We start from the raw sequence: 24,159 nt of genomic DNA on the forward strand, positions 1-24,159 counted from the left end.
GGGTTGATCCGCGTTCGTGCGGTCTGGAACGATCTGGCCCGGGTCGCCCGGTCGTACCTGATCGGCATGATCGACGAACCGCAGATCATGACGGGGGAGCAGGTCGCTCTGCTCCTCCAAGTGTCGCCACGCACCATCGAGGAATGGCGGCAACAGCACGCCGGGCCACCCTATCGACGAATGGGCAAGCACGTCCGCTACCTGCGTCACGAAGTGCTGGCCTGGTTTGAGGAGCTGAGCCGCGATGGCTAGGGCCAGGCTCGAACCGGGCCAGATCGGGAAGGTCGGCTACACGACCCTCGCCTCCGGCGCCGTGCAGGCCACCGCCAAGATGCGCGACGACATGGGCGAACCACACCGTCTGAAGGCATCCAGTGCGACGGCGGACGAGGCGCTGGCCGCTCTGGAAGCGCAAGCCGCACGCGTCAGGTTCAGCGCTGCTGGCCCGCTGCTGCGCAAGGACGCCACCATCGCCGAAGCGTGCACCGTGTTCATGCATGACAAGACCGCGGAAGGACTGGTCGTGGACTCCACGCTGGAGACCTATCGGTTCTGCATCGACAACGTGATCGTTCCACAGTGCGGAGCCCTCCGACTCAAGGATCTGTCGGTACTGCGCTGCAACCGAATTTTCCAGGCCATCCGTGAGGAGAAGTCGCTCTCGTCGGCACGGAAAGCAAAGTCCGTCTTGTCGATGGTGTGCACCACCGGCATTGAACACGAAGTCCTCACCGTGAACCCCGTGCGCGACACGCGCCGACTCCCGATGCCGGAGAAGAAGGAATCGGTGCTCACGCCCGAGCAACTCATTGTCGTGCGGGACCTGATGCGGGAGTGGCGCAAACACTCCCCACACCGCGGTCCCCGCCCGAACGTCGAGCTGCTGGAAAACGTCATGTGGATCATGGTCGGCACCAGCGCCCGCATCGGCGAAGTGCTCGGTCTGCGCCGCTGCGATGTAGATGTGACCACGAATCCTGCCACGGTTATTGATCAACGCGACGATGAAGCAGACCAAGAAGAATGGTCTGTACCGCCAGCCTTCGCCGAAGCGCATCCGTCAGAAGAGGCGCATCGCGGTCCCCAGCTACACCGCGGCGGCGTTCCGCCATCAACTCGCCATCACCGGACGCGGTCCCGAGGACTTCTTATTCACGACCAAGAGCAGGAAGCCGCTCAGCGTCAGCAACTACGAACGTCTGTTGCGGACCTTCATCGACGACAATCAGGCGGCGCTTCGTGCGGCTGAGATCGACACGGACGACTTCTCGACGCATCTGTTCCGACGCACGACCGCCACGCTGGTAGAAGCGGCGGCTGGCATCAGCCTCGCATCGAGGCTGCTTGGACATGCTGACGAACAGGTCACTCGCCGCAGCTACGTTGTCACCGCCGTCCAGGTCGACCCGATCACCGCAAGCATCCTGGATGAGGCGCTTGAAGGGCTGTTGTAGTCGGATCAGCGAGACGATGGCGTCCCTCGGCCGATCACCGAAGCTGTGAGCCTGCTGACCGTTGCGGAGTCGTGATAGTGGCCGATGGTCAGCATCGATAACGTCAGAACAAAGTTCTTAGAGGTCGCGCCGATAGGTAGGGGTGTGGCGTTGGCGTCGGGCAGGCACGAGCCCTGTTAAACACGGTTTCGACCAAGATTCCGTCGTTGCCCAGGAGTGCTCGTGCCTGCTGTTCCATCTTCCATCATCGAGCCCATTTGGGCGCAGTTCGAAGCGTTGATCCCACCCGTCGTGGACGAGCACCCGTGGGGTGGCCACCGGCCGAGGATCCCGGACCGGATCGTGTTCGACAAGCTGATCCAGGTACTCGTCCTCGGTGCCGCGTACGAGAAAATCGCCGACCACACCTGCTCGGCCACCACGATCCGCCGCCGCCGCGACGAATGGATCACCGCGGGACTCTTCACCGAACTGGAACGGCTCTGCCTAAACGGGTACGAGAAGATGATCGGCCTGGATCTGGCGAACCTGTCCGTGGACGGGTGCATCGTGAAAGCACCCTGCGGAGGTGAGGCCGCGGGCAGATCCCCGGTAGACCGGGGAAAGCAGGGCACGAAACGCTCGGTCCTGGTCGATGGCGGCGGGATCCCGCTCGGCGTCGTCGCAGCGCCAGCGAACCGGCACGACTCGCCCCTGCTCGCCCCGACCCTGGAGAAGCTGGCCCGGTTCGGGTTCGACCTGCCCGAGCAGATCACCGTGCACCTGGACGCCGGCTACGACTCGGGCAAGACCCGCAACCTGCTAAGCAGCCTCGGCTGCGACTGGGTCATCAGCAAGAAGGGCACCCCGCTCCAGGCCGGCGCCCGCTGGGTCGTGGAACGCACGAACTCCTGGCACAACCGCGGCTTCAAGAAGCTCCACATCTGCACCGAACGCCGCGTCCGCGTGATCGACGCGTTCATCGCCCTCGCCAACGCCATCATCATCGTCCGCCGACTACTTCGCGAAGGATGGAAACGCCACCGCTGGCACGGCAGGAGCGCCCGACAACCCTGACCTATCGGCGGAAGCTCTTAGAACGGGCGGAGCATAACGGGATGGCATCAGCACGGCGCGAGCAACGATTTGCACGCTATGTTGACGGGATTGTCTGGGATGCGAACGACGTCACCCCGGCGGAAGAAGACGGGCCGTGGAGGTGCGCAACGAAGGGATGTCCGCTCCGATACAAGGCGTCACTCCGATGCACAAGCGCAGCCGCGGCGACAACGAGCACACCTTCAACGGGTCGTTCCGGGCCGTCAAGGGTGACGTTCACGACCGGAGTTTGAGACACAATGTGATCCCGCTCGCGCAGAACTCCGTCCGTGTTGACGACGGCTCGTGCCAGCACATCGGGACTTGACCATCCGTTCACGAGATCCTCAACCAGACAGGCTGGCTGAGTTAGGCGCCGCTCTACGATGACAGCGTGCTCGATCACGACGAGATTGTTCGCCTGTATGGTCCATGGCGGAGCCGAACGCCGCAGGACGCGGCGGCTCGGCTCGCCGACTACGGCGGCCCGTGGTGGGTCGCCGGAGGCTGGGCGATCGACGCATTCGTGGGGTCGCATCGCGAGCACGGCGACCTCGACCTCGGGATCCCCCGCGAATCACTCGAAGAGTTCATCGATTTCGCTTCTCCGGGCCTAGATGTGTGGGCGGCAGCGGGGAGCCTCACGCCGCTATTCGGCGGCTCGGCGCCGCGACTGCCCGAGGGTGTCGGCAACTTGTGGCTGCGGGCGAACGGAGCGGAGCCATGGGAGTACGACGTAATGATCGAATCCGTGAAGGACGGTACGTGGATATTCAAGCGAGACGCCCGTATTAGCCGACCTCTCATCGACTGTCTCTGGAGATACAACTGCTTTTGAAGGCAAAGGACGTTCGACCGAAGGATGACTGCGATTTCGAGCGCTGTCTTCCACTACTCGAGGCAAGCAACCTCGCCTGGCTGCACCGAGCGCTTCAAACAACCACGCATCCTGATCATCCGTGGATAGAACGCATCAATCGACAAAGCCAGAGCTGACCGTGTCTCGCACACCTCAGGCGACCACTGCCTCACGGGGGCATCGTCGGGCCACTGCACGATCGCGAGACGGACACGGGGATCGATAGGTTCATTGACGGCCACCTGCCGAGCCTCATAGGTGAAGTGTCACTACCAAGACCACCAGAACCGTCACCGATGTCCTGACTCAGAACCGTCACCAATCTCCGGCGACATGACGCCCGGTCGCCGACGGTCGCACCTGCCATACTAGGCCGCATGACAGACTTCGGGGAGCCGTCGGGAGCTTCGCTGCGCCTCAGCAACGATGAGCGGGAGCGCGCGGCCGCAGCACTCCAGTCGCACGCCGCCCAGGGGAGGCTGAGCGACGCCGAGCTCCAGTCGCGCACGGCCGCCGCACGCGCGGCGGTGACCCGCGGCGATCTCGCGCCGCTCTTCGCCGACTTACCCGGGGAGCTGCACCTCGACGCTGGCGCCCCGCGATCCGGCGCAGCCGCCGACCCCGGCCCTGCGGCCGCCGCGTGGCAGGCGTCCCAGCCCGGCCCGAGCCCTTACGGATACCCTCCGGCTCCCGGCGAGCACGGCCGCCCGGCCAATCGCTGGGGCCTGCTGATCGTGTCGATCATGCCCTTCGTCGCGGTCATCCTCTTCTTCGTGACCGGGATGGCCTGGGGCTACCAGTACAGCTGGCTGTGGTTCCTGCTCATCCCGCTCGCCGGGGCGATCGTCTACGGCGTCGACGGCGGCGACCGCAGGCGACGCTGACGCTGCTCCGCTGCCGGCCTCAGCCGATGGTCGCGCCGAAGAGCAGACCGAGGAGGTAGGTGGCCGCTGCCGCGCCATAGCCGATCGCGAGCTGGCGCACCGCCCGCTTGAGGGGCGAGGCCCCGGACAGCAGCCCGACCACGGCGCCGGTCCCGAGCAGCACCAGACCGACGAGAAGCGCCGACACGATGATCGCGGCGGTCCCGGTCAGGCCGAACAGGAACGGCAGGATCGGGATGAGCGCTCCCGAGGCGAAGAAGCAGAAGCTCGACACCGCCGCGCTCCAGCCGTTGCCGATCGCCTCGTGCTCGTCGGCGGTCGTGCTCTGGACGGCGACAGGGGAGGTGTAGGCGCTGAGCGTGGACAGCACCTCACGGGCGTGCGCCTCTGCCTCCACCTCGTCCATGCCACGCGCACGGTAGACCAGGGTCAGCTCGTTGGCGTTCACATCGAGGTGCGACAGCGCAGAGCTGGTGGCCGGGTTCGGGCTGGAGGCCTCCAGGAGCTCGCGCTGGGAACGGACCGAGACGTACTCGCCGGCTCCCATCGAGAGCGCACCGGCGAGCAGGCCGGAGATGCCCGTGAGCAGCACGACGTGCGTTGCGACTCCGCTCGCGCTCACGCCCAGCACGAGGGCGAGATTGCTGACCAGGCCGTCGTTCGCGCCGAACACAGCGGCGCGGAAGGTGCCGGAGAGGCGTTGGCGTCCACGAGCGGCGAGTGCGCGCACGACCTCCTCGTGCACCTGCTCGTCCGCGGCCATCTGCGGGGTGGCGTCGGCATCGTCCGCGTACGGTGACCGGGCCTCCGCCCGCTGTGCGAGCGCGAGGACGAACACGGAGCCGAAGCGGCGGGCGAGGAACCCGAGCATGCGGGTGCGGATGTCACCGCGGAGCGGTCGGCCGACCTGGTCGCCGAGTAACCTGAGCCAGTGCTCCTCGTGTCGCCGCTCGGCTTCGGCGAGAGCGAGCAGGATGTCCCGCTCCTCACCCTCGCGGCGGCCGGCGAGGTCGCGATAGACCGCGGCCTCGGCCCGCTCGTCGGCCAGATAGCGCCGCCAGCGCTTGATGTCCGCGGCGGAGGGTGTGCGTTCTGTGGGGGTCATCGGATGACGAGTCTAGTTGCGGCGCTGAACCGTCGCCCCCAGAGCTCGGCCAGCTCGCGCACCTCGCGCGGACCCTCGATGGTGAAGGGCGCGTCGACAGCTGCGAGGCCGAAGAGCGCCCACTCGGGCGAGTCCGCGGTGATCCTCACGCGCGTCCGCATCGCCCCGTCGGCCTCGGCCGTCGCCCAGCGTCCGATGGTCTGCTCCACCTGGGCGAGCGGCGCCTCGACCACCGCCTCGACGACCAGGGGGTCGGCCGCCCCCGCCAGCGAGTCCCTGACGTACTCTGCCGCATCGACCGCGGGGAGGGTGCGCGGCCGGAAGCGCGCCCCGGTCGGCCGCGGCGCTGCGATCCGGTCGAGCCGGAAACTGCGCCAGTCGTGCCGCTCGAGGTCGTACGCCACGAGGTACCAGCGTCGTCCCACCGACACGAGACGGTGCGGTTCGACCGTGCGTTCGGAGGCCTCCCCGTCGCGCCGGACGTACGAGAACGCGATCCGCTCCTCGTCTCTGCAGGCCTGCGCGACGACGGTGAGCGCCTCGGCGTCCACGACGGGTCCGGGGCGGAGCTCGGCCGCCATGGTCGCCACCCGGAGCGCGTCGACCCGGCGTTTCAGGCGAGGCGGCATCACCTGCACCACCTTCGCGAGTGCCCGGACCGACGCGTCCGCGACGCCGGAGATTCCGCTTTGGGCGGCGGTGCGCAAGCCGACCGCTAGGGCGACAGCCTCCTCGTCGTCGACCACGAGCGGAGGCAGCGAGGCGCCCGCGGCGAGCTGGTAGCCTCCCGCGACGCCGCGTGTGGCATCGACCGGGTAGCCGAGGTCGCGCAGCCGCTCGACGTCCCGGCGGAGAGTGCGCGGCGAGACCTCCAGCCGGTCGGCGAGCTCCTGGCCCGGCCAGTATCGGTGGGTCTGCAGGAGAGAGAGCAACTGGAGTGTGCGGGATCCCGTGCTGGACATGCCTTCCAGTCTGCCGCGTCAAGCGGTCTGGTTCTGACCGCTATCGGGCCATGTCGAGGCAGCTCATCGCCTATAGCTACGCAGAGCGGGAGGAGGCGCTGGCCGCCGGCCGCCGCGGAGTCCGGCGGCATCCGTGGAACGTGTTCACCGCGGGTCTCGTCGATGCGATCACGGGTCTGTGGCTCGCGTCGTGGACTCCCGTGGACTCGTAGGCGGGCGCGAAGGCACGAGAGCGACCGAGCCCGGTCGAGACAGGGTGAGCACAGCTTCGGCGATGTGCTCGTCGCGCTCGATCTCCTGTTCGACGGCGTAGAGTTCCTCGGCGACATCCGACTCGCGGTCGTTGCCGGTGAGGCTGACCGCTGCGACGAGGAACACGCGCTCGCGGCCCACGTACTCCAGGTGCAGATAAGTGACCTTCTCCACCTCCGGCTGCCGCAGAAGCGCCTCGAGCGCAGCCTGGTTCACCCGGTCCGGGGGCCGGCTCACGGACCAGGAACCGCCGGTTGCGGTCGATGAGCACGACCGCGACGGTTGCCAGAAGCACGCCGATGAGGATGGACCCCACCGCGTCGAAGACCGCATTGCCGGTGAGCTCGTGCAGGAGCACGCCGAAGAAGGCGATGACGAGTCCGATGAGTGCGGCCGCATCCTCGGCGAAGACGGCGCGCAGTGTCGGGTTCGACGTGCTCAGCAGGTGATCCAGGGTCCCGTTGCCCCGGTCCGCCGCCATCGACCGCGCCTGCCGCAACGACTGGAGGAACGAGATCCCTTCGAAGACGAACGCCACGGCCAGCACGATGTAGTTGATCAGGAAGTCCGTCTCCGCCTCACCCGCACCCAGTTGCGATACGCCGTGCAGGATCGACACCACGGCACCGGCGGTGAAGAGCCCCACGGCGGCGAACAGCGACCACACATATGCCTCCCGGCCGTAGCCTCCCGGGTGGAGGTCGTCGCGCGGACGCGCCGCCCGACGCTCCGCCTGCAGTAGGAACAGCTCGTTGCCGGAGTCCGCCCACGAGTGCGCGGCCTCCGCCACCATCGACGCCGAGCCGGTCAGGAAGGCGGCGACGCGCTTCGCGCGCGCGACGACGATGTTCGCGCCGAGCGCGAGCAGGACGGTGAGGAGACTGTCCGAGGAGCGTTTCGAAGACCCCATGCACGCACACTACGACCGAGGGCGCTCAACGGCACAGGTGGTCAACGACACGGGTGCTTGACGACACAGGTGCTCAATGACACAGGCCCCGGTCTCTCGATCGGGGCCTTGGTCTGTTCGGTGTCCGAGGGGGGACTTGAACCCCCACGCCCTATACGGGCACTAGCACCTCAAGCTAGCGCGTCTGCCATTTCCGCCACCCGGACAGGTGTCTCTTCGGCTGCCGGCATTCTGGCTGCCGAAGAAAGACATTAGCACGAAACGCCGCCCCGGTTTCACATCGCCGCGCAGCCCGGGCGTGGCGGATCGGCCCCTGTAGCGTTGGAGCATGACCGACGCTCCCGACACCTCCGACACGGTCGATCTCGACGAGACCGCGATCATCGCACGTGACCTCATTCGGTTCGACACCACGAACCACGGCGGAGGCCGTTCCAACGGCGAGACCGACGCGGCCGAGTACGTCGAGGCCCGGTTGAAGGGTCTCGGCCTGGCGCCGCAGATGTTCGAGTCCGACCCGGGGCGCACGAGCGTGGTGGCCCGGGTGGAGGGCCGCGATCGGAGCAAACCGGCTCTGGTCGTGCACGGCCACCTCGACGTGGTACCGGCCGATCCGCGCAACTGGTCGGTCGACCCGTTCGGCGGCGTCATCCGCGACGGACTGCTCTGGGGCCGTGGAGCCGTCGACATGAAGAACATGGACGCGATGATCCTCACGGCGGTGGGCGACATCCTGACCGCGGGGGAGCAGCCGGAGCGCGACCTCGTCCTGGGCTTCTTCGCCGACGAGGAGGACGGCGGCCGCCGCGGTTCGCACTTCCTTGTCGACACGCAGCCTGACCTCTTCGCAGGAGCGACCGAGGCGATCAGCGAGGTGGGCGGGTATTCGATCGACCTCGCCGGACGCCGCGCGTACCTCCTGCAGACCGGCGAGAAGTCGCTCGTGTGGATCAAGCTGATCGCACGCGGGCGCGCGGCGCACGGGTCGCGGCTCATCCGCGACAATGCCATCACGAAGCTGGCGGAGGCGGTCGTCGCTATCGGTCGTCGCGAGTGGCCGGTCCAGCTCACCGACACCACGACGCGGCTCGTCGCGGAACTCGCGCGCCTCCTCGACGTGGATCCCGACCGCGTGGGGCCCGATGAGATCGTGCTGCGCACGGGCACGGCGGCCGGCTTCATCCTCGCCACGCTGCGGGCGACGAGCAACCCCACGCTGCTGGAGGCGGGCTACAAGCACAACGTGATCCCCGATACAGCGGAGGCGCTCGTCGACATCCGCACGTTGCCGGGCGACGAGGACCGCGTGCTCGCCGAGGTGCGGGAGCTGGTCGGCGACGACATCGAGATCGAGATCATGCACCGCGACATCGGCTTGGAGGCCTCCTTCGACGGAGACCTCGTCGACGCGATCACCGCGACCCTCGAGCGGCACGACCCCGGTGCTCCCGTGCTGCCGTATCTGCTCTCCGGCGGCACGGACAACAAAGCGCTCAGCAGGCTCGGAATCACCGGCTACGGCTTCGCTCCGCTGCGGCTCCCGAGTGACCTCGACTTCCCCGGGATGTTCCACGGCGTCGACGAGCGGGTCCCTCTGGAGGCGCTAATGTTCGGCAGGACCGTTCTGCGCGACCTCCTGCGCAGCTACTGAGAGAGCACATGGACTTCATCAACGCCGTCATCCTGGGGCTCGTGCAGGGACTCACCGAGTTCCTGCCGATCTCGTCCAGCGCGCACATCCGCATCGTCGGCGAGCTGCTGGGCACCGGAGCCGATCCGGGCGCGCGCTTCACCGCGATCATCCAGCTGGGCACGGAGGCCGCGGTCCTCCTGTACTTCTGGAGAGACATCACCCGCATCGTCTCGCGCTGGTTCCAGTCACTGTTCGGACGGGTGCCGCGGGGCGACCCCGACGCGCGGACGGGCTGGCTGGTCATCCTCGGCAGCATCCCCATCGTGGTGCTGGGGCTCCTCTTCCAGGACGCGATCGAGACGACCTTCCGGTCGCTCTGGATCGTCGCCACGACCCTCATCGTCTTCGGCATCCTGCTGGGAATCGCGGACTGGGCGGGCGCAAAGACGCGGAGGCTGCGTGAGCTGACCTGGGGCAACGGCATCATCTTCGGCTTCGCCCAGGCGCTTGCGCTCATCCCCGGCGTGTCCCGTTCCGGCGGCACCATCACGGCCGGTCTCTTCATGGGCTACCAGCGCCGGGCGGCCGCGCGGTACTCGTTCCTGCTTGCGATCCCCGCCGTGTTCGGCAGCGGTCTCTACCAGCTCTACAAGGCATTCTCGGAGCCATGCACGAAGGCGCTGGAGGCCGCAGGGACGTGCACGCCCGAAGTGTTCGGACCGGCGGAGACCGCCGTCGCGACGGTGGTCGCCTTCGTGGTGGGCCTGCTCGTGATCGCGTTCTTCATGGGCTACATCTCGCGCCGCAGCTTCCTGCCGTTCGTGATCTACCGCATCGCGCTCGGCGTGCTGCTGATGGTCCTCCTCGCCACCGGAGTGCTCTCCGCCTGATCCTCCCGACGCTGCAGCCCGGGTGAAATCCGGAGCGGAATCAGCCGCGGCGCGGGTCGTCGCCGGCGTGACCCTCTCGTCCGTCGCGACCGTCGCCGCGTCGGCGCAGATACCGCTCGAACTCCTGGGCGATGGCCTCGCCGCTGGCCTCGGGGGAGTCCACCGTGTCGCGCGCCTGCTCGAGCTGCTGGATGTATGCCGCCATCTCCTCGTCGTCGGAGGCCAGGGCGTCGATGCCCGCCTCCCACGCCGCGGCCTCCTCGACCAGTGAGCCGCGCGGGATCGTGACGTCGACGAGCTCCTCGAGCTTGTCGATCAGTGCGAGGACCGCCTTGGGGCTCGGGGCGTTGTGGACGTAGTGCGGCACGGACGCCCAGATCGAGATCGTCGGGATGTCGACGTCTTCCGCGCCCTCGGCGAGCGCGCTCAGAATGCCGACCGGACCCTCGTAGGTCGACCGCTCGATGCCGAGCTCGGCACGCACGGCCGTCGACTCGCTCGACGCGAAGACCGAGATCGGTCGGGTGTGCGGGACGTCGGCGAGCATCGCCCCGAGGAAGACGATCACGCCGATGTCCTCGGCCAAAGCCGCGTCCATGATCTCGGCGGTGAAGCTCCGCCAGCTGCGCGACGGCTCCGTGCCGAGCAGCAGGAAGATGTTGCCCGCATTGTCCCCCGTGACGTCGAGCTCAGCATCACCCGCGAGCGCGTCGCCGACGCGCCCGGGGCGCGCCGGTCCCAACATGACCGCGGAGGGCCACACCAGCCTTCGTCGCCCGTCGTCGTCGGTGACGACCGGACGATTGAACTGGAAGTCGAAGTACAGCTCAGGATCCACCTCGGCGATCGGAACGACGTCGAGCTGCTCCCTCAACGTCTTCACCGCGCCGCTGGCCGCCTCGCCGGCGTCGTTCCACCCTTCGAAGGCCACCACCAGGATGCGGCCGCCGAGGATGTTCTTCGCGTCAGTCACGTGGCTTACTCGTCCTCTCGTCGGCGACCGGGTGGGCGCCATCCATCCAGGATAGGCCCGACCCTGTCGCGATAGACTTGCCGGTCGTGACCGAATTGACCACGCACGCAATGCCGGCCGCCGTCTTCTGGGACATGGACGGCACCCTCGTCGACACCGAACCGTACTGGATGGCCTCCGAGCAGGAGCTCGTCGGCTCGTTCGGCGGCACCTGGACCCACGACGACGGTCTCCTGCTGGTCGGGCTCGGGCTCTGGAACTCCGCCGAGATCCTCCGGTCCCGCGGCGTCGAGCTCTCGGCCGACGAGATCGTGCACTGGCTGACCGAGCGGGTGCGCGAGAAGCTCGTGAGCGATGGCGTCCCGTGGCGCCCCGGCGCGCGCGAGCTGCTGCAGTCGCTGCGGGAGCGCGGGGTGCGTACGGCTCTGGTGACCATGTCGATTCGCAGCATGGCCGAGCAGATCGTCGCCGCCATCCCGTTCGACGCGTTCGACGTCATCGTCAGCGGCGACGAGGTCGGCGAGCCCAAGCCGCATCCCGAGCCCTACCTGCGCGCCGCCGAACTGCTGGGAGTCGCGCCGATGGAGGCGGTGGCGATCGAGGACTCGCTCGTCGGGCTGTCCTCCGCCGTGGCCTCCGGGGCCACGACCATCGGCGTCCCGCATATCGTCCCGCTCCCGGAGTCCGACGAGCACACGCTGTGGGAGTCGCTCGCCGGCCGCACGGCCGACGACATCGCCGCCGTCGCTGCAGCACGGGAGGAGGCGCGATGAGCGCCGACCGCCGCAGCTCCGGCCCGTTCCGCATCGGCGACCGGGTGCAGCTGACCGGCCCGAAGGGCCGTATGAACACGATCACGCTCGAGCCGGGCAAGCTGTTCCACAGCCACCGCGGAGTGCTCGCCCACGACTCCATCATCGGCCTGCCGGACGGCTCGGTCGTGACCAACAACGCGGGCGTCGAGCACCTGGCGCTTCGCCCGCTCCTGAACGACTTCGTCATGTCGATGCCGCGTGGCGCGGCGATCGTCTACCCGAAGGACGCCGCCCAGATCCTGGCGCTGGCCGACATCTTTCCCGGAGCCACGGTCGTCGAGGCCGGGGTCGGCTCCGGAGCGCTCTCGCTGTGGCTCCTGCGCGCCATCGGCCAGGAGGGCCGGCTGCTCTCGTTCGAGCGCCGGGATGAGTTCGCCGACGTCGCGAAGGCCAACGCCGCGACCTTCCTCGGCTCCGACCCGGAGAACTGGACGGTCACCGTCGGCGACCTGCAGAATGCCCTCCCCGCGGCCGTCGAACCGGCCAGCGTCGACCGCGTCGTGCTCGACATGCTCGCGCCCTGGGAGACCCTCGAGGTGGTGACCGAGGCGCTCAAGCCCGGCGGAGTGGTGCTCTGCTACGTCGCCACGGTGACGCAGCTCTCGCGGGTCGCAGAGGCGATCAGAGCGACCGGCCATTACACGCATCCCCAGTCCAGCGAGACGATGGTGCGCGGCTGGCATGTGGAGGGACTGGCCGTGCGCCCCGACCACCGCATGATCGCGCACACGGGCTTCCTGATCACCGCACGGAGGTTGGCTCCAGGCACTGTGCTCCCCGAGCTCAAGCGCCGCCCCTCCAAGAGCGACTACGGCGACGCCGACGTCGAGGCCTGGACGCCCGGCGCGCTCGGCGAGCGACAGTCCAGTCCGAAGAGCCTGCGCAAGCGCATGCGGGAGGCGTCGGCCAGTGCCGAACTGGCGCGCAGTAGTGAGTCGGAGGCCGTTTCCGGCGGGGACGGCGCCGCCGGTGACGAGCGCGACCCGCACGTCGACTAGCATGAATGAGGTCGTGAGGTGTGTGCCTTGCGCGCCTCCCCACCGATCGCATCGAAAGAGGACCCGTGCGCAGAATCACCGCACTCGGAAGATCGTCCGCTGCCCTCCTCGCCGCCGGCGTCGTCGCCGTAGCGCTCACCGGATGTTCCTCCAACCCGAACGCCGACTGCAGCACCGCCCTGACGAGCGGACAGGCGTCGTCGCTCGTGACCGCAACGGGTCCGATCGGCAAGCAGCCGAAGATCAGCATGCCGACGCCGATCGACACGACGACGTCGCAGCGCACGATCCTGACCGAGGGAACCGGCGAGCCGGTGATCAACGGTCAGATGATCGAGATCCAGTACTCGCTGCTCGATGGCCAGACCGGGCGGGTGGGCGAGAAGGGCAGCTACGGCGGCGACACCACGCCCATCACCATCGGCAACTCCAACGCTGCGATCAGCAGGGGACTGCTCTGCGCCCCCGTGGGTTCGCGCGTCGCCGTCGCGATCTCGCCCAAGGACGCGGGCGGAGCGGGCTCGGGAAACACGACCATCCTGGTCGCCGACATCGTCGGCGCTCACCTTCCCGCAGCAGACGGCGCCGTCCGTCCGTCCGTCTCGGGCTTCCCGACGGTCGTGCTCGCGCCGACGGGCCAGCCGGGCATCACCATCCCGTCGTCGGGAGGCGCTCCCAAGGAGGTGCGCAGCGAGGTGCTCAAGCAGGGCGACGGCGCGACCGTCAAGAAAGACTCGCAGGTCGTGCTGCACTACACGGCGGTCGGCTGGGAGAACATGAACGTCGTCATGAGCAGCTGGCAGAGCAAGTCGCCCGACATCGTCGTGGTGAACACCGGGCAGAGCGCGCTCAACCAGGCCCTCCCGCAGGAGGTCCTCAAGCCGCTGATCGGTCAGAAGGTCGGTTCGCAGCTCGTGATCGAAGCCCCTGCGAGCGGCAATGTGCCCGCGTCCGCCTGGGTGGTCGACATCCTCGGCATCCGCTGAGCCGCGTCGCCTCTTGGGGCCTGCCGGGCGGCCCTCGGTCGCAGGCTCCCTCAGCGCTGGGGTCGCGGCATCGCTCCGCGCTGCCCTGAGCTCCACCGCGCAGTCTAGGATGGACGGGTGCCCCGATCCTCGTCTTCGCCGTCGCGCGTCCCGGTCGAGGAGCGTCTCTTCAGCCTCGTGCTGGCGCTGCTTGCGACCGAGAACGGCCTTACCAAGAGCGAGATCCTGTCGACGGTGCAGGGCTACCGCCAGCGCTACGAGGCTCACGGCGACAACAGCAGCCTGGAGCGTCAGTTCGAGCGCGACAAAGACGACATCCGCGAGCTCGGCGTCCCGCTGGAGACCGTGGAGTCGCCCGACGCGGCCGGCAACAACCAGCTGCTGCGATACCGCATTCCGAAGGGCGCCTACGACCTCCCGCAGGACGTCGTCTTCGCCCCGGAGGAGGTGACGTTGCTCGGCCTCGCCGCGACGGTCTGGCGCGAGGGCTCGCTGTCCGGTGAGTCCCGGCGCGCGCTGATGAAGCTGCGCTCGCTCGGTGTGGAGGCCGACGAACCGGTCGTCGGCTATGCGCCGCGGTTGCGCGCGCGGGAGAGCGCGTTCGACCCGGTCAGCCAGGCGCTGGAGCGGCACGCGATCGTTCAGTTTCCCTACCTGAAGCCGGGGGAGAGCGCGTCGCGCGTGCGCACGGTCGCGCCGCTGGCGCTCGTCCAGCACCAGGGTCGGTGGCACCTGCAGGGCATCGACCAGGACGCCGGTGGGTCGCGCACCTTCCTGCTCTCGCGCATGGTCGGCCCGGTGAAGGTCACCAATCGCACCTTCCAGCCCGAGGGCAGCGACTTCGCCGACCATGCCCTCGAGGATCTCGAGCGGATCTGGACGGCGAACGTCGCCGAGATCGAGGTCACCGCAGGCACCGACGCCGCCACCCGGTTGCGCAAGCGCTACGGCGACGCCGTCCCTTCGGCCCACGCCGGCGAGGCCTTCCAGCTCACCGTGAACTTCTCGGACATCAACATCCTCGCCGACCAGCTCGCGGCCTTCGGGCCCGAGGTTCTGGTCGTCTCGCCGCAGGAGCTGCGCGAGAAGGTCCTCGAGCGCCTCCTCATCGTGGCGCAGGCACACGAAGACCGCGAGGGAGGCTCCGATGGCTGAACGCAGGCGCCCGATGCAGGCACAGGACAAGCTGGCGTTCCTGCTCGCTCTCGTGCCGTACCTCATGGACCGCGACCGGGTCAGCGTCGCGGAGGCGGCTGACCACTTCGGCGTCGACGAAGAGAGCATGCGCGACGCCGTGCGGCTGATCGCGGTCTCCGGCATCCCGGGGGAGACGAACGCGTACCAGCCGGGCGACCTCTTCGACATCTCCTGGGACGACTTCGAAGAGAACGACCAGATCGTCCTCACCCACCAGGTGGCGATCGACGACTCTCCGCGGTTCTCCGCCAGGGAGGCCGCCGCACTGATCGCCGGCCTCCAGTATCTGACCGCGCTCCCCGAGAACGCCGACCGCGACGTGATCGGCTCGCTCATGGCCAAGCTGGCGCGCGGAGCCTCCGCGGCGCCCAGCCAGGTCGCGGTGGCGCGCTCCGAATCCGACGAGGCACTGGCGACGATCCGCGACGCCGTCATCGCCGGCACCCAACTCGAGTTCGACTACCTCAACTCGCGCGGTGAGCGGGAGCGGCGCCGCGTCGACCCGCTCCGCGTCGAGTCGGCCGACCAGGACTGGTATCTGCGCGGCTGGGACCACCTGCGCACCGCGATCAGGACGTTCCGCCTCGACCGGATCGACGATCTGGTGGCGACGGAAGACCCGATCACCTACCGGCCGGGCGACCTCAAGCTTCCGGAGACGCTGTTCGAAGGCACTCCGGAGGACCAGCTCGTCAGCATCGAGGTGTCGGCGTCGGCCATCCCGTTGATCGAGGACTACATCCCGGAGGGCGCCGCCCGCGAGGAGCGCGGCGGATGGGTGCGCACGAGCGTCCGCGTCGCCCACTTCCACGGGCTCAAACGACTGGCGGCGGGGCTCGCCGGCGTGCTCACGGTGCTCGACCCTCCGGAGGCCCGTACGATCGTCGCTGAGTGGGCGCGCGCAGGCGCTGACCGCTACCGTTAGGCTCCCAACATGCCGTGGTGGTCGTGGGTCGTCATCTGGACCGTGCTCGTGCTCGGTCTGCTCAGCATGCTCGGGTACTTCGGATGGTCGCTGTTCCGCAAGGTGATGGCCGCTGCGCGCGAAGCCGGCGCACTGATGGAGAAGGCTGAGATCCTCAGCGAACGCTCGGGTGACATGCGGTACACTGAGTTTCACAACGCGGTCTTTGAAGACCCGGATAAGCTCCGCGCTGAACGCGAGCAGGCCATCGCTGACCGACGTGTCACACGGCAAGCTCGCAGAGATCAGCGAGTCCGGCGCGGTAAAATACTTGTTAATGCGGATCCGCTCCGCTATTCCTACCTGGACAAAAGGACGTAAATCATGCTCGGCGGCCTCACCGGATGGCACTTGCTCATCATTCTCGCAGTAATCCTCCTTCTCTTCGGCGCGCCCAAGCTGCCCGGACTCGCCAGGAGCATCGGTCAGTCGATGCGCATCTTCAAGGGCGAGGTCGATGAGATGAAGAAGGACAAGGACTCCAGCACCGACGAAGCCGCGGAGTCCACCACTCCTGACACGACCGATTCGAAGCCGAAGCAGTAGCCGCGTGGCCTCCACCAAGCGAGGCAAGAACCGCGAAGGCCGGATGTCGCTGGCCGAGCATTTCGTCGAGCTTCGCAAACGCCTGTTCCGTGCCGCCCTCGGCCTGATCGTCGGGGCGATCGTGGGTTGGGCCCTCGCCGGTCCGATGATGGACGCGCTCCGTGGTCCCATCACCGAGATCGCGGCGGAGCAGGGCCGCGAGGCGATGCTCAACTACGGCAGCGTCACAGGCGCATTCGACCTCAGGATGCAGATGGCCATCACCATCGGCGTAGTCGTCTCCAGTCCCGTGTGGCTGTGGCAGGTCTGGGCGTTCTTCGTGCCGGCGCTCACGCGCAAGGAGCTCAAGTACGCGTTCGGCTTCTTCTTCACCGCGGTTCCGCTCTTCATCGCCGGCGGCGTGGCGGGCTGGCTCCTCGTTCCGCACATGGTGGGCCTGTTGACGAGCTTCGCGCCGGCAGAGGACGCCGCGATCATCGATGCCAAGACCTACATCGACTTCGTGACCAAGCTCGTGATCGCGGTCGGAGTCGCATTCGTCCTTCCGGTGTTCCTGGTATTGCTCAACTTCGTGGGCGTGCTCAGCGCCAAGTCGATCATCGCCTCCTGGCGCTGGGCGATCATCGCGATCGCGCTGTTCACGGCGCTCGCGACGCCGGCAGCCGACATCCTCTCGATGTTCCTGCTCGCCGTGCCGATGGTGGTGCTCTACTTCGCAGCGTATGGAGTGTCGTGGCTGCACGACCGCCGCCTTGCGAAGGCCGCCATGAAGCTGGAGGCCGAGCTCGCGGCATAGGCTGGTCGCGTGACCGACCAGCAGCAGCTCTCTCCGGCCGAGCGTTTCGCCGCCTCCCGGCAGCGCGCCAAGCAGCCGCTCCTTGAGACGTTCCGGGCCGGGCTGCGGTTCGACCTCGACCCGTTCCAGCGCGAAGCCTGCGCGAGCCTCGAGAACGGTCGCAGCGTGCTGGTCGCGGCGCCGACCGGCGCCGGCAAGACCGTCGTGGCCGAGTTCGCGGTGTTCCTCGCTATGCGCGAGGTGAACGAGAAGGTGTTTTACACCACGCCGATGAAGGCGCTGAGCAACCAGAAGTTTCAGGAGCTCGTGCAGACTTACGGCGCGGAGTCGGTCGGCCTCCTCACCGGCGACACCAACATCAACTCGCGCGCCCGGATCGTCGTGATGACGACCGAGGTGCTCCGCAACATGCTCTACGCCGACTCCGACCTGTTGGCCGATCTGGCCTATGTGGTGATGGACGAGGTGCACTACCTGGCCGACCGGTTCCGCGGCGCCGTCTGGGAGGAGGTCATCATCCACCTGCCCGCGGCGGTGCGCATGGTCTCGCTCAGCGCGACGGTGTCCAACGCCGAGGAGTTCGGTGACTGGCTGCAGGCGGTGCGCGGCGACACCGACGTCGTCGTCTCCGAGGAGCGGCCGGTGCCACTGGAGCAGCACATCCTCATGCGCTCCAAGCTCATCGACCTATTCGACTCGTCCGGCCTCGCCGCCACCAACCGGGTGAATCCTGAGCTCGTGCAGATGGCACGCTACGGTGGCCGTGTGCTGAGCAGCCGTCAGATGCGGGACGTGGGTCGCTACCATTCCCGCGGAGGCCGGCCCGACACCTTTCGGATGAACCGGGCCGACCTCGTGCGGCTGCTCGGCGAGCATAACCTGCTCCCGGCGATCTTCTTCATCTTCAGCCGCAACGGCTGCGACGCGGCTGTCCGGCAGACGCTCCGGGAGGGCATCCGGCTGACCGAGGCGCACGAGCGCGACGAGATCCGCGCGATCGTGGAGGAGCGCTGCCGGAACCTCCTCGACGAGGACCTGGCCGTCCTCGGCTACTGGGAGTGGCTGGAGGGCCTCGAGCGCGGTGTGGCGGCCCACCACGCGGGCCTCCTGCCCGCTTTCAAGGAGGTCGTGGAGGAGTTGTTCCGGCGCAAGCTGGTGAAGGTCGTCTTCGCGACCGAGACGCTCGCGCTCGGCATCAACATGCCCGCCCGCACTGTCGTTCTCGAGAAGCTGGAGAAGTTCAACGGAGAGTCGCGCGTGCCGATCACGGCGGGGGAGTACACCCAGCTGACCGGGCGTGCGGGCCGGCGAGGCATCGACGTCGAGGGCCATTCCGTGATCCAGTGGGAGGACGGCCTCGACCCGCAGGCGGTCGCGTCGCTCGCCTCCCGCCGCAGCTATCCGCTCAACTCGAGCTTCCGGCCCACGTACAACATGGCAGTCAACCTCGTCGACCAGTTCGGTCGCGAGCGCACGCGCGAGATCCTGGAATCGTCGTTCGCGCAGTTCCAGGCCGACCGTGCCGTCGTCGACCTGGCTCGCAAGGTCAAGCAGCAGGAGGAGTCCCTCGCGGGCTACGAGAAGGCGATGGAGTGCCATCTCGGCGACTTCCGCGAGTACTCCCGCATCCGGCGTGAGCTGAGCGACCTGGAGAAGAAGGGACAGCGTGCCGAGAACGCCTCCCGGTCGGATCGGGACAAGCGTCAGCGTCAGCTCACCGCGCTCCGCAAGCGGCTGCGGGAACACCCGTGCCACCGCTGCACCGATCGTGAGCAGCACGCACGCTGGTCGGAACGCTGGTGGAAGCTCAAGCGTGAGACTGACCGCCTGAGCGCGCAGATCCAGTCGCGGACCGGCGCCGTAGCGAAGGTCTTCGACCGCGTCTCCGACGTCTTGCTGGAGCTGGGCTACCTCACGGCAGAGGGCGGCGAGACGAGCCTGACGGTTCACGGTCGCACGCTCAAGCGGATCTACGGGGAGCGCGACCTCCTCGTGGCCGAATGCCTCCGGCGAGGGGTATGGAAGGAGCTCGACGCGGCGAGCCTCGCCGCGATGGCGTGCGCTCTGGTGTTCGAGCCGCGGCGCGACGATGGACTGGCCCACGACCGGAATCTGCCCCGCGGCGCCTTCCGGCCGGCGCTGGAGCGCACCACCGACCTCTGGGCGCGGCTCGACGACCTCGAACGCGAGAAGCGGCTGCCGGGCAGCGACCCGATCTCGACGGCGCTCGCGCTGGCGATGTACCAGTGGGCTCGTGGGGCGGCGCTGGACCTCGTTCTGCGGGAGGCCGACATGGCGGCCGGCGACTTTGTGCGTTGGGCCAAGCAGACCATCGACCTCCTGGATCAGCTCTCGCTCGTCGCGCAGGGCAATGTCGGCCGCACCGCGCGCCAGGCGCTGGAGTCCATCCGGCGCGGGATCGTCGCCTACTCCGCTGTGGAGTGAGCGGGCGCGACGGTCAGCCTGAGCGGAGCACAGAGCGGGATGCCTTAAGCTCTCCCTTCGTGACCCGATCGCTGCGCGCCCCTCTACTGCGTGCTCCGTTGCCGTTGCGGCTCGCAGTGCTGGTCGCCGTCGCGGCAGGGCCGGTGCTCGACGCCGGCTTCCCGGACCGTGACTGGTGGCCGCTCACGTTCGTCGGCATCGGGATGGTGCTGCTCGCCCAGCGCGGTCGGCGCGCCGGCTCCGCGTTCCTCGTCGGTTGGCTGGCCGGCGAGTCGTTCTATCTCGTCCATGTGTCGTGGACCGCGCTCTACCTCGGTCCGGTTCCCTGGGTCGCTCTGTCGACCCTGGAGGCGCTGTTCTGGGGCGTCGGAGGCATCCTGATCACGCTGGCCTATCGCTGGGTGCCGCGAGCGTGGCCCGGCATCGCCGGTCGGCTTGGCCTCCTGCCGGTTGTCGTCGCGGGCCTCTGGGTGTTGCGGGAGTACGTCACGGGGAACTGGCCCTATGGCGGGTTCTCGTGGGGCCGGGTGGCTGAATCCCAGTCCGAGAGCCCGCTCGCGCCGCTCACGGCGTGGCTCGGGATCGCCGGGGTGAGCTTCGTGATGGTGTGGCTGGTCGCGCTGATCGTGGAGGCGACGTTCGCCGTCGACGTCCGGCCGTCCCTCCGGACGGTGCTGGCCGCCGGTGCGGTCGCGCTCGTGCTCGCAGTGCCCTCCTGGCCGGCCACGACGAACGGCACGACCCGGATCGCCGCCGTTCAGGGCAACGGGCCGGCGGGCTACTTCGACCCGGGCAACCTTCCGTATGCGGTGCTGAACGCGCAGGTCGATGCCACCAATGACATACCGATGAGCCAAGTGACCGGCCCCCGGAAGGTCGACATGGTGGTGTGGCCGGAAGGTTCCGTCCAACCCGACCCGACGCGAGACCCGGCGAGCGCCACCGCGCTCGATGCGCTGGCGCGCAAATTCGACGCCCCCTTCATCGTCGGCACCATCACCGCTCGGGAAGGCAGGTACTTCAACACCTCGCTGCAGTGGGAGGCCGGAAAGGGTGCCGTCGACTACTACGACAAGAAGCATCCGGTGCCGTTCGGCGAGTATGTGCCCGACCGATCGTTCTGGCGACCGTTCGCGCCGTCGCTGATCGATCTCATCGGACGCGACTACACGCCGGGGACCCGCGACAACGTGTTCGACGTAGGCGGCGTGCGCGCGGGGATCTCGATCTGCTTCGACATCGTCGACGACCAGCTGCTCACCGACATGATGCAGGACCGTGCGCAGGTGATACTCGCCCAGACCAACAACGCCGACTTCGGCGAGACCGACGAGAACGAGCAGCAGCTGGCCATCGCACGCCTGCGGGCGATCGAGTCGGGCCGGGCGCTGGTGAACATCTCCACCGTCGGCAGCAGCCAGATCATCGCTCCAGACGGCCGCACGATCACCCAGATCCCGCCGTTCGAGCCGGGGCACATGGTGGCGGACGTCCCGCTGGGCACGACGACCACTCCCGCGACGCTGCTCAGCCGAGGGATCGAGTTCCTGGTCGCCGGCCTCGGGCTCTTCGGGCTGATCGTCGCCTCGTTCGCCCGGCGACGCGCGGATCCGCGCATCGACGGTTCCCTCTCAATGAAAAGGCCCCTCTCACTGTAAGGGTGAGAGGGGCCGAGTCGGGCGGCAGCGTCAGGCTGTGTGCTTGTGCTCGCTCGTGCCGCGGCGCGCCCGCAGGTACTGCAGGCGCTCCTCGAGCAGTTCCTCGAGCTCGGCGCGGGTGCGGCGCTCCAGGAGCATGTCCCAGTGGCTGCGCGGCGTCTTGACGTCCGAGTGGTCGATCTCGACAGGCTTGTCGTCGATCAGCAAGCGGGCCTCGTGGCCGCAGTGCTTGCATTCCCAGGCATCGGGAGCTTCCGCCTCGGCAGAGAAGACCATTTCGGTCTCTTTGCCGCAGCTCGGGCACAGGTAGGTATAACGGGTACGCGGAGAGTAGACGACGCCTTCTTCGCTTTGTAAGCTCTGTGCGCCAAGCCTCATTCCGCGCAAACTGCGATCTGCCATCGTGTGGTCTCCTCTTCGCGCGAATCCTCACTTTTATAAACCAACAAGCTGGGGATTATCTTTCCGCGAAGCCCCTCACTCTCAGGGCGCTCACAGCATCGAGATAGGCCAGTTGGCTCAGTTTCGCGCGCTCACCAGGTGTTTCAGTAGATCGCAGCGATTGGTGACGATGCCGTCGACTCCGAGATCGAGCAGCCGGGTCATGTCGGCCACGTCGTCGATGGTCCAGACGTGCACCTCGGCTCCGGCGCGGTGCACGGCCCGTACCGTGCGCGCCGTCACCAGCCGCACGGGGCCGCGACGCTCCGGGATCTGCACGGCCGCGAACCGCCGCAGTGCGCGTGCGGTCAGCGCGCGGATGCCGAGCTTCGCGCCGACCAGAGCCGGCACGACCTCCGACACGGACGGCGACACGGCCACGTCGGGGAGGGCAGCGGTCGCGGCTGCGCGGCGAGACGCCGAGAAGCTGGTGAGCAGCACGCGGTCCGTCGCCCGCGCAGCGAGGATGGCCGCGGCCGTGGGAACGGCGGCACGCTCGTCCTTGATGTCGATGTTGAACCGCGCCTCCGGGAAGGCGTCGAGCGCCTCCGCCAGCGTCGTGAAGCTCTGGCCGTGTCCGAGCGGGATGCGCCCCAGCTCCGGCGTCGTGAGCTGCTCCACGCGCACGGCGCGGCCGGCGACGCGGGTGAGGTCCGCGTCGTGGCTGATCACGGCCACGCCATCGGCTGAGGCGTGGACGTCGGTCTCCAGGTGCGTTGCACCGGCGCTCAGCGCCTTCAGGAAGGCGAGCAGCGTGTTCTCGGGCGCGTCGATCGCGAGACCGCGATGCGCGATGATGCGCGGTCCCGGCCCATCGAGGAACGTCACGCCGGGGGAGCGGCCTGCGTCGATGCCGGAACGATCCCCGGACCGTCCGGGAGCCCGGCCGGCGTCTCCTTCTGCCCGAATGCCTGACCGATGCCCTTCAGCGCCTCCGTGAGCTCACTCGGGATGATCCAGAGCTTGTTCGCGGGGCCGTCGGCGAGCTTCGGCAGGGTCTGCAGGTACTGGTAGGCCAGCAGCAGACTGTCGGGGTTGCCCTCGTGGATGGCGCCGAAAACGGTGGTGATCGCCTTCGCCTCGCCCTCGGCGCGCAGCACGGCCGCCTTCGCGTCGCCTTCCGCCTTGAGGATCGATGCCTGGCGCATGCCCTCCGCGTTGAGGATCTCGGACTGCTTCGTGCCCTCGGCCGTCAGGATCAGCGCTCGCCGGTCGCGCTCCGCGCGCATCTGCTTCTCCATCGAGTCCTGGATGGAGACGGGTGGGTCGATCGCCTTCAGCTCCACGCGGGAGACGCGGATGCCCCACTTGCCGGTGGCTTCGTCGAGCACCAGGCGCAGCTGGCCGTTGATGTTGTCGCGGCTCGTCAGCGCGGCCTCGAGGTTGAGGCCGCCGACCACGTTGCGGAGGGTGGTGGTGGTGAGCTGCTCGACGGCGCCGAGGTAGTTGGCGATCTCGTACGTCGCAGCCCGAGCGTCGGTGACCTGGAAGTAGACCACCGTGTCGATCGATACCACGAGGTTGTCCTCGGTGATCACCGGCTGCGGCGGGAAGGAGACGACCTGCTCGCGCAGGTCGATGAGCGGGCGCACCTTGTCGATGAACGGGACGACCACGTTCAGACCGGGGGTGAGCGTCTTGTGGTAGCGGCCCAGCCGCTCCACCACCCCGGCCCGCGCCTGCGGAATGATCCGGATGGCACGGAACAACGTGACCAGCACGAAGATCGCGATCACCAGAACGATGATCGAGACCACGATGGTCACGACGAGCTGGGTGACATCGGTCACGGGATGCTCCTCTCGGTGAGGCCGTCGGCTCCCGCCGACACAGGTGATGGGGCGACGACGGCCGTCGCGCCCTCGATGCTCAGGACGATGACGTGCTCGCCCGGCACGAGCTCGACGGGGCCGCCCGACGCGGTGGACAGGCGCGACGTCCACGTCTCGCCGACGGCGAGCTTGACCAGCCCGGCCGTGCGCGAGACAGTCGAGACCACGACGCCCGACATCCCGATCAACGCGTCGACGTTGCTCTTGGTCGGGTCGCCTCCACGCTTGAGTCTGTGCAGCAGCGGCGGGCGGATGACGAAGATCAGCACGACGGAAAGCGCGGCGGCGATCACGAGCTGGAGCCACCACGGTGCGCCGAAGAGTCCCGAGATCAGGCCGCCGAGGCTGCCGACCGCGATCATCAGGAAGACGAAGTCGAGCGTCAGCATCTCGATGATCACGAAGACGAGGATGAGGACGAGCCACGCTATCCACGCGAAGGATGTGATGTCCATGAGCGGCCCCCTTCCGGTGTCCTCTAC

At 68.1% G+C, this 24,159-nt stretch carries 27 protein-coding genes, 1 tRNA gene and 1 pseudogene; 19 read left to right on the forward strand and 10 right to left on the reverse strand.

Annotation, left to right across the window (positions count from 1 at the left end):
- The first annotated feature begins 3 nt into the window (after positions 1 to 3).
- The 6 genes from ACPPVW_RS15475 to ACPPVW_RS15500 all read left to right on the forward strand — a co-directional run bounded on the left by ACPPVW_RS15475 (position 4) and on the right by ACPPVW_RS15500 (position 4,274).
- A complete protein-coding gene (locus ACPPVW_RS15475) occupies positions 4 to 252 on the forward strand; it encodes a helix-turn-helix domain-containing protein (protein WP_426623969.1) in 249 nt (82 codons plus the stop codon).
- Positions 253 to 1,004: 752 nt separating this feature from the next.
- The gene (locus ACPPVW_RS15480) at positions 1,005 to 1,454 is read left to right on the forward strand and encodes a tyrosine-type recombinase/integrase (protein WP_426623970.1); all 450 of its coding nucleotides are present in this window, start codon (positions 1,005 to 1,007) and stop codon (positions 1,452 to 1,454) included.
- Between the two features lie 222 nt (positions 1,455 to 1,676).
- Positions 1,677 to 2,510 carry an IS5 family transposase gene (locus tag ACPPVW_RS15485; RefSeq protein ID WP_426623971.1) on the forward strand — a complete coding sequence of 278 codons (834 nt, stop codon included), beginning with the start codon at positions 1,677 to 1,679 and terminating at the stop codon, positions 2,508 to 2,510.
- Positions 2,511 to 2,697: 187 nt separating this feature from the next.
- Positions 2,698 to 2,859 (forward strand): hypothetical protein, encoded by a 162-nt coding sequence (locus ACPPVW_RS15490; RefSeq protein WP_426623972.1) that lies wholly within the window; start codon positions 2,698 to 2,700, stop codon positions 2,857 to 2,859.
- A gap of 66 nt (positions 2,860 to 2,925) precedes the next feature.
- Positions 2,926 to 3,369, forward strand: a complete 444-nt coding sequence (locus ACPPVW_RS15495; RefSeq protein WP_426623973.1) for a nucleotidyltransferase domain-containing protein — start codon at positions 2,926 to 2,928, stop codon at positions 3,367 to 3,369.
- Between the two features lie 398 nt (positions 3,370 to 3,767).
- Entirely contained in the window at positions 3,768 to 4,274 is a 507-nt protein-coding gene (locus ACPPVW_RS15500) for a DUF1707 domain-containing protein (RefSeq protein WP_426623974.1), read from the forward strand.
- A 19-nt stretch (positions 4,275 to 4,293) separates the two neighbouring features.
- On the opposite strand, the gene ACPPVW_RS15505 is transcribed toward ACPPVW_RS15500, so the two are convergent.
- From ACPPVW_RS15505 to ACPPVW_RS15520, 4 genes and pseudogenes are all read right to left on the reverse strand, one after another.
- Entirely contained in the window at positions 4,294 to 5,379 is a 1,086-nt protein-coding gene (locus tag ACPPVW_RS15505) for a VIT1/CCC1 transporter family protein (RefSeq protein WP_426623975.1), read from the reverse strand.
- The gene (locus ACPPVW_RS15510; protein ID WP_426623976.1) at positions 5,376 to 6,341 is read right to left on the reverse strand and encodes a helix-turn-helix transcriptional regulator; all 966 of its coding nucleotides are present in this window, start codon (positions 6,339 to 6,341) and stop codon (positions 5,376 to 5,378) included. The genes ACPPVW_RS15505 and ACPPVW_RS15510 overlap by 4 nt, the downstream gene beginning before the upstream one ends.
- A 168-nt stretch (positions 6,342 to 6,509) precedes the next feature.
- Positions 6,510 to 6,767 carry a hypothetical protein gene (locus ACPPVW_RS15515; protein WP_426626354.1) on the reverse strand — a complete coding sequence of 86 codons (258 nt, stop codon included), beginning with the start codon at positions 6,765 to 6,767 and terminating at the stop codon, positions 6,510 to 6,512.
- Positions 6,768 to 6,888: 121 nt separating this feature from the next.
- Positions 6,889 to 7,440, reverse strand: a pseudogene (locus ACPPVW_RS15520) (cation diffusion facilitator family transporter); the annotation flags it as partial.
- Here ACPPVW_RS15520 and ACPPVW_RS15525 point away from each other — a divergent pair.
- On the forward strand, positions 7,346 to 7,564 hold the full coding sequence (locus tag ACPPVW_RS15525; RefSeq protein ID WP_426626355.1) for a hypothetical protein: 219 nt from the start codon (positions 7,346 to 7,348) through the stop codon (positions 7,562 to 7,564). The pseudogene ACPPVW_RS15520 and the gene ACPPVW_RS15525 overlap by 95 nt on opposite strands.
- A gap of 60 nt (positions 7,565 to 7,624) precedes the next feature.
- Here ACPPVW_RS15525 and ACPPVW_RS15530 read toward each other — a convergent pair.
- Positions 7,625 to 7,709: transfer RNA gene (locus tag ACPPVW_RS15530), tRNA-Leu, on the reverse strand.
- Between the two features lie 122 nt (positions 7,710 to 7,831).
- Between ACPPVW_RS15530 and ACPPVW_RS15535 the strand changes: the two genes are divergently transcribed.
- A complete protein-coding gene (locus ACPPVW_RS15535) occupies positions 7,832 to 9,154 on the forward strand; it encodes a M20/M25/M40 family metallo-hydrolase (RefSeq protein WP_426623977.1) in 1,323 nt (440 codons plus the stop codon).
- 8 nt (positions 9,155 to 9,162) lie between these two features.
- Positions 9,163 to 10,026, forward strand: coding sequence for an undecaprenyl-diphosphate phosphatase (locus tag ACPPVW_RS15540; protein WP_426623978.1), 864 nt, complete (start codon positions 9,163 to 9,165; stop codon positions 10,024 to 10,026).
- Positions 10,027 to 10,066: 40 nt separating this feature from the next.
- On the opposite strand, the gene ACPPVW_RS15545 is transcribed toward ACPPVW_RS15540, so the two are convergent.
- Complete coding sequence (locus ACPPVW_RS15545) at positions 10,067 to 10,999, reverse strand: proteasome assembly chaperone family protein (RefSeq protein WP_426623979.1); 933 nt, start codon at positions 10,997 to 10,999, stop codon at positions 10,067 to 10,069.
- Positions 11,000 to 11,109: 110 nt separating this feature from the next.
- Between ACPPVW_RS15545 and ACPPVW_RS15550 the strand changes: the two genes are divergently transcribed.
- The 10 genes from ACPPVW_RS15550 (at position 11,110) to lnt (ending at position 21,404) form a co-directional block, all read left to right on the forward strand.
- Entirely contained in the window at positions 11,110 to 11,772 is a 663-nt protein-coding gene (locus ACPPVW_RS15550; RefSeq protein WP_426626323.1) for an HAD family hydrolase, read from the forward strand.
- The gene (locus ACPPVW_RS15555) at positions 11,769 to 12,812 is read left to right on the forward strand and encodes a tRNA (adenine-N1)-methyltransferase (protein WP_426623980.1); all 1,044 of its coding nucleotides are present in this window, start codon (positions 11,769 to 11,771) and stop codon (positions 12,810 to 12,812) included. Before ACPPVW_RS15550 ends, ACPPVW_RS15555 begins: the two co-directional genes overlap by 4 nt.
- A gap of 65 nt (positions 12,813 to 12,877) precedes the next feature.
- Positions 12,878 to 13,798, forward strand: a complete 921-nt coding sequence (locus ACPPVW_RS15560; RefSeq protein WP_426623981.1) for a peptidylprolyl isomerase — start codon at positions 12,878 to 12,880, stop codon at positions 13,796 to 13,798.
- Between the two features lie 117 nt (positions 13,799 to 13,915).
- On the forward strand, positions 13,916 to 14,953 hold the full coding sequence (locus ACPPVW_RS15565) for a helix-turn-helix transcriptional regulator (RefSeq protein WP_426623982.1): 1,038 nt from the start codon (positions 13,916 to 13,918) through the stop codon (positions 14,951 to 14,953).
- Complete coding sequence (locus tag ACPPVW_RS15570; protein ID WP_426623983.1) at positions 14,946 to 15,920, forward strand: helix-turn-helix transcriptional regulator; 975 nt, start codon at positions 14,946 to 14,948, stop codon at positions 15,918 to 15,920. The genes ACPPVW_RS15565 and ACPPVW_RS15570 overlap by 8 nt, the downstream gene beginning before the upstream one ends.
- 9 nt (positions 15,921 to 15,929) lie before the next feature.
- Positions 15,930 to 16,280, forward strand: coding sequence for a hypothetical protein (locus tag ACPPVW_RS15575; protein ID WP_426623984.1), 351 nt, complete (start codon positions 15,930 to 15,932; stop codon positions 16,278 to 16,280).
- Between the two features lie 3 nt (positions 16,281 to 16,283).
- Positions 16,284 to 16,505 (forward strand): Sec-independent protein translocase subunit TatA, encoded by a 222-nt coding sequence (tatA, locus tag ACPPVW_RS15580; RefSeq protein WP_426623985.1) that lies wholly within the window; start codon positions 16,284 to 16,286, stop codon positions 16,503 to 16,505.
- A gap of 43 nt (positions 16,506 to 16,548) precedes the next feature.
- Positions 16,549 to 17,301, forward strand: a complete 753-nt coding sequence (gene tatC / locus ACPPVW_RS15585) for a twin-arginine translocase subunit TatC (protein WP_426626324.1) — start codon at positions 16,549 to 16,551, stop codon at positions 17,299 to 17,301.
- A gap of 9 nt (positions 17,302 to 17,310) precedes the next feature.
- Positions 17,311 to 19,746 (forward strand): DEAD/DEAH box helicase, encoded by a 2,436-nt coding sequence (locus ACPPVW_RS15590; RefSeq protein WP_426623986.1) that lies wholly within the window; start codon positions 17,311 to 17,313, stop codon positions 19,744 to 19,746.
- 59 nt (positions 19,747 to 19,805) lie between these two features.
- Positions 19,806 to 21,404, forward strand: a complete 1,599-nt coding sequence (gene lnt / locus ACPPVW_RS15595; protein WP_426623987.1) for an apolipoprotein N-acyltransferase — start codon at positions 19,806 to 19,808, stop codon at positions 21,402 to 21,404.
- A 30-nt stretch (positions 21,405 to 21,434) separates the two neighbouring features.
- Here lnt and ACPPVW_RS15600 read toward each other — a convergent pair whose 3' ends face one another.
- The 4 genes from ACPPVW_RS15600 to ACPPVW_RS15615 form a co-directional block, all read right to left on the reverse strand.
- Positions 21,435 to 21,806 (reverse strand): RNA polymerase-binding protein RbpA, encoded by a 372-nt coding sequence (locus tag ACPPVW_RS15600; RefSeq protein WP_426623988.1) that lies wholly within the window; start codon positions 21,804 to 21,806, stop codon positions 21,435 to 21,437.
- A 117-nt stretch (positions 21,807 to 21,923) separates the two neighbouring features.
- Positions 21,924 to 22,673, reverse strand: a complete 750-nt coding sequence (locus tag ACPPVW_RS15605) for a glycerophosphodiester phosphodiesterase family protein (protein WP_426623989.1) — start codon at positions 22,671 to 22,673, stop codon at positions 21,924 to 21,926.
- Positions 22,670 to 23,635, reverse strand: a complete 966-nt coding sequence (locus tag ACPPVW_RS15610; protein WP_426623990.1) for an SPFH domain-containing protein — start codon at positions 23,633 to 23,635, stop codon at positions 22,670 to 22,672. Before ACPPVW_RS15610 ends, ACPPVW_RS15605 begins: the two co-directional genes overlap by 4 nt.
- The gene (locus ACPPVW_RS15615; protein ID WP_426623991.1) at positions 23,632 to 24,132 is read right to left on the reverse strand and encodes an NfeD family protein; all 501 of its coding nucleotides are present in this window, start codon (positions 24,130 to 24,132) and stop codon (positions 23,632 to 23,634) included. The genes ACPPVW_RS15610 and ACPPVW_RS15615 overlap by 4 nt, the downstream gene beginning before the upstream one ends.
- Between the last annotated feature and the right edge of the window lie 27 nt (positions 24,133 to 24,159).

The sequence above is a fragment of the Leifsonia sp. McL0607 genome (assembly GCF_049993355.1).
Classification (GTDB): domain Bacteria; phylum Actinomycetota; class Actinomycetes; order Actinomycetales; family Microbacteriaceae; genus Leifsonia.

Coding starts and splice junctions, on each gene's coding strand:
- ACPPVW_RS15480 (WP_426623970.1), top strand. CDS start 1,005: ATGAAGCAGACCAAGAAGAATGGTCTGTACCGCCAGCCTTCGCCGAAG.
- ACPPVW_RS15490 (WP_426623972.1), top strand. CDS start 2,698: ATGCACAAGCGCAGCCGCGGCGACAACGAGCACACCTTCAACGGGTCG.
- ACPPVW_RS15500 (WP_426623974.1), top strand. CDS start 3,768: ATGACAGACTTCGGGGAGCCGTCGGGAGCTTCGCTGCGCCTCAGCAAC.
- ACPPVW_RS15505 (WP_426623975.1), bottom strand. CDS start 5,379: ATGACCCCCACAGAACGCACACCCTCCGCCGCGGACATCAAGCGCTGG.
- ACPPVW_RS15510 (WP_426623976.1), bottom strand. CDS start 6,341: ATGTCCAGCACGGGATCCCGCACACTCCAGTTGCTCTCTCTCCTGCAG.
- ACPPVW_RS15535 (WP_426623977.1), top strand. CDS start 7,832: ATGACCGACGCTCCCGACACCTCCGACACGGTCGATCTCGACGAGACC.
- ACPPVW_RS15540 (WP_426623978.1), top strand. CDS start 9,163: ATGGACTTCATCAACGCCGTCATCCTGGGGCTCGTGCAGGGACTCACC.
- ACPPVW_RS15550 (WP_426626323.1), top strand. CDS start 11,110: ATGCCGGCCGCCGTCTTCTGGGACATGGACGGCACCCTCGTCGACACC.
- ACPPVW_RS15555 (WP_426623980.1), top strand. CDS start 11,769: ATGAGCGCCGACCGCCGCAGCTCCGGCCCGTTCCGCATCGGCGACCGG.
- ACPPVW_RS15570 (WP_426623983.1), top strand. CDS start 14,946: ATGGCTGAACGCAGGCGCCCGATGCAGGCACAGGACAAGCTGGCGTTC.
- ACPPVW_RS15575 (WP_426623984.1), top strand. CDS start 15,930: ATGCCGTGGTGGTCGTGGGTCGTCATCTGGACCGTGCTCGTGCTCGGT.
- tatA (WP_426623985.1), top strand. CDS start 16,284: ATGCTCGGCGGCCTCACCGGATGGCACTTGCTCATCATTCTCGCAGTA.
- tatC (WP_426626324.1), top strand. CDS start 16,549: ATGTCGCTGGCCGAGCATTTCGTCGAGCTTCGCAAACGCCTGTTCCGT.
- ACPPVW_RS15600 (WP_426623988.1), bottom strand. CDS start 21,806: ATGGCAGATCGCAGTTTGCGCGGAATGAGGCTTGGCGCACAGAGCTTA.
- ACPPVW_RS15615 (WP_426623991.1), bottom strand. CDS start 24,132: ATGGACATCACATCCTTCGCGTGGATAGCGTGGCTCGTCCTCATCCTC.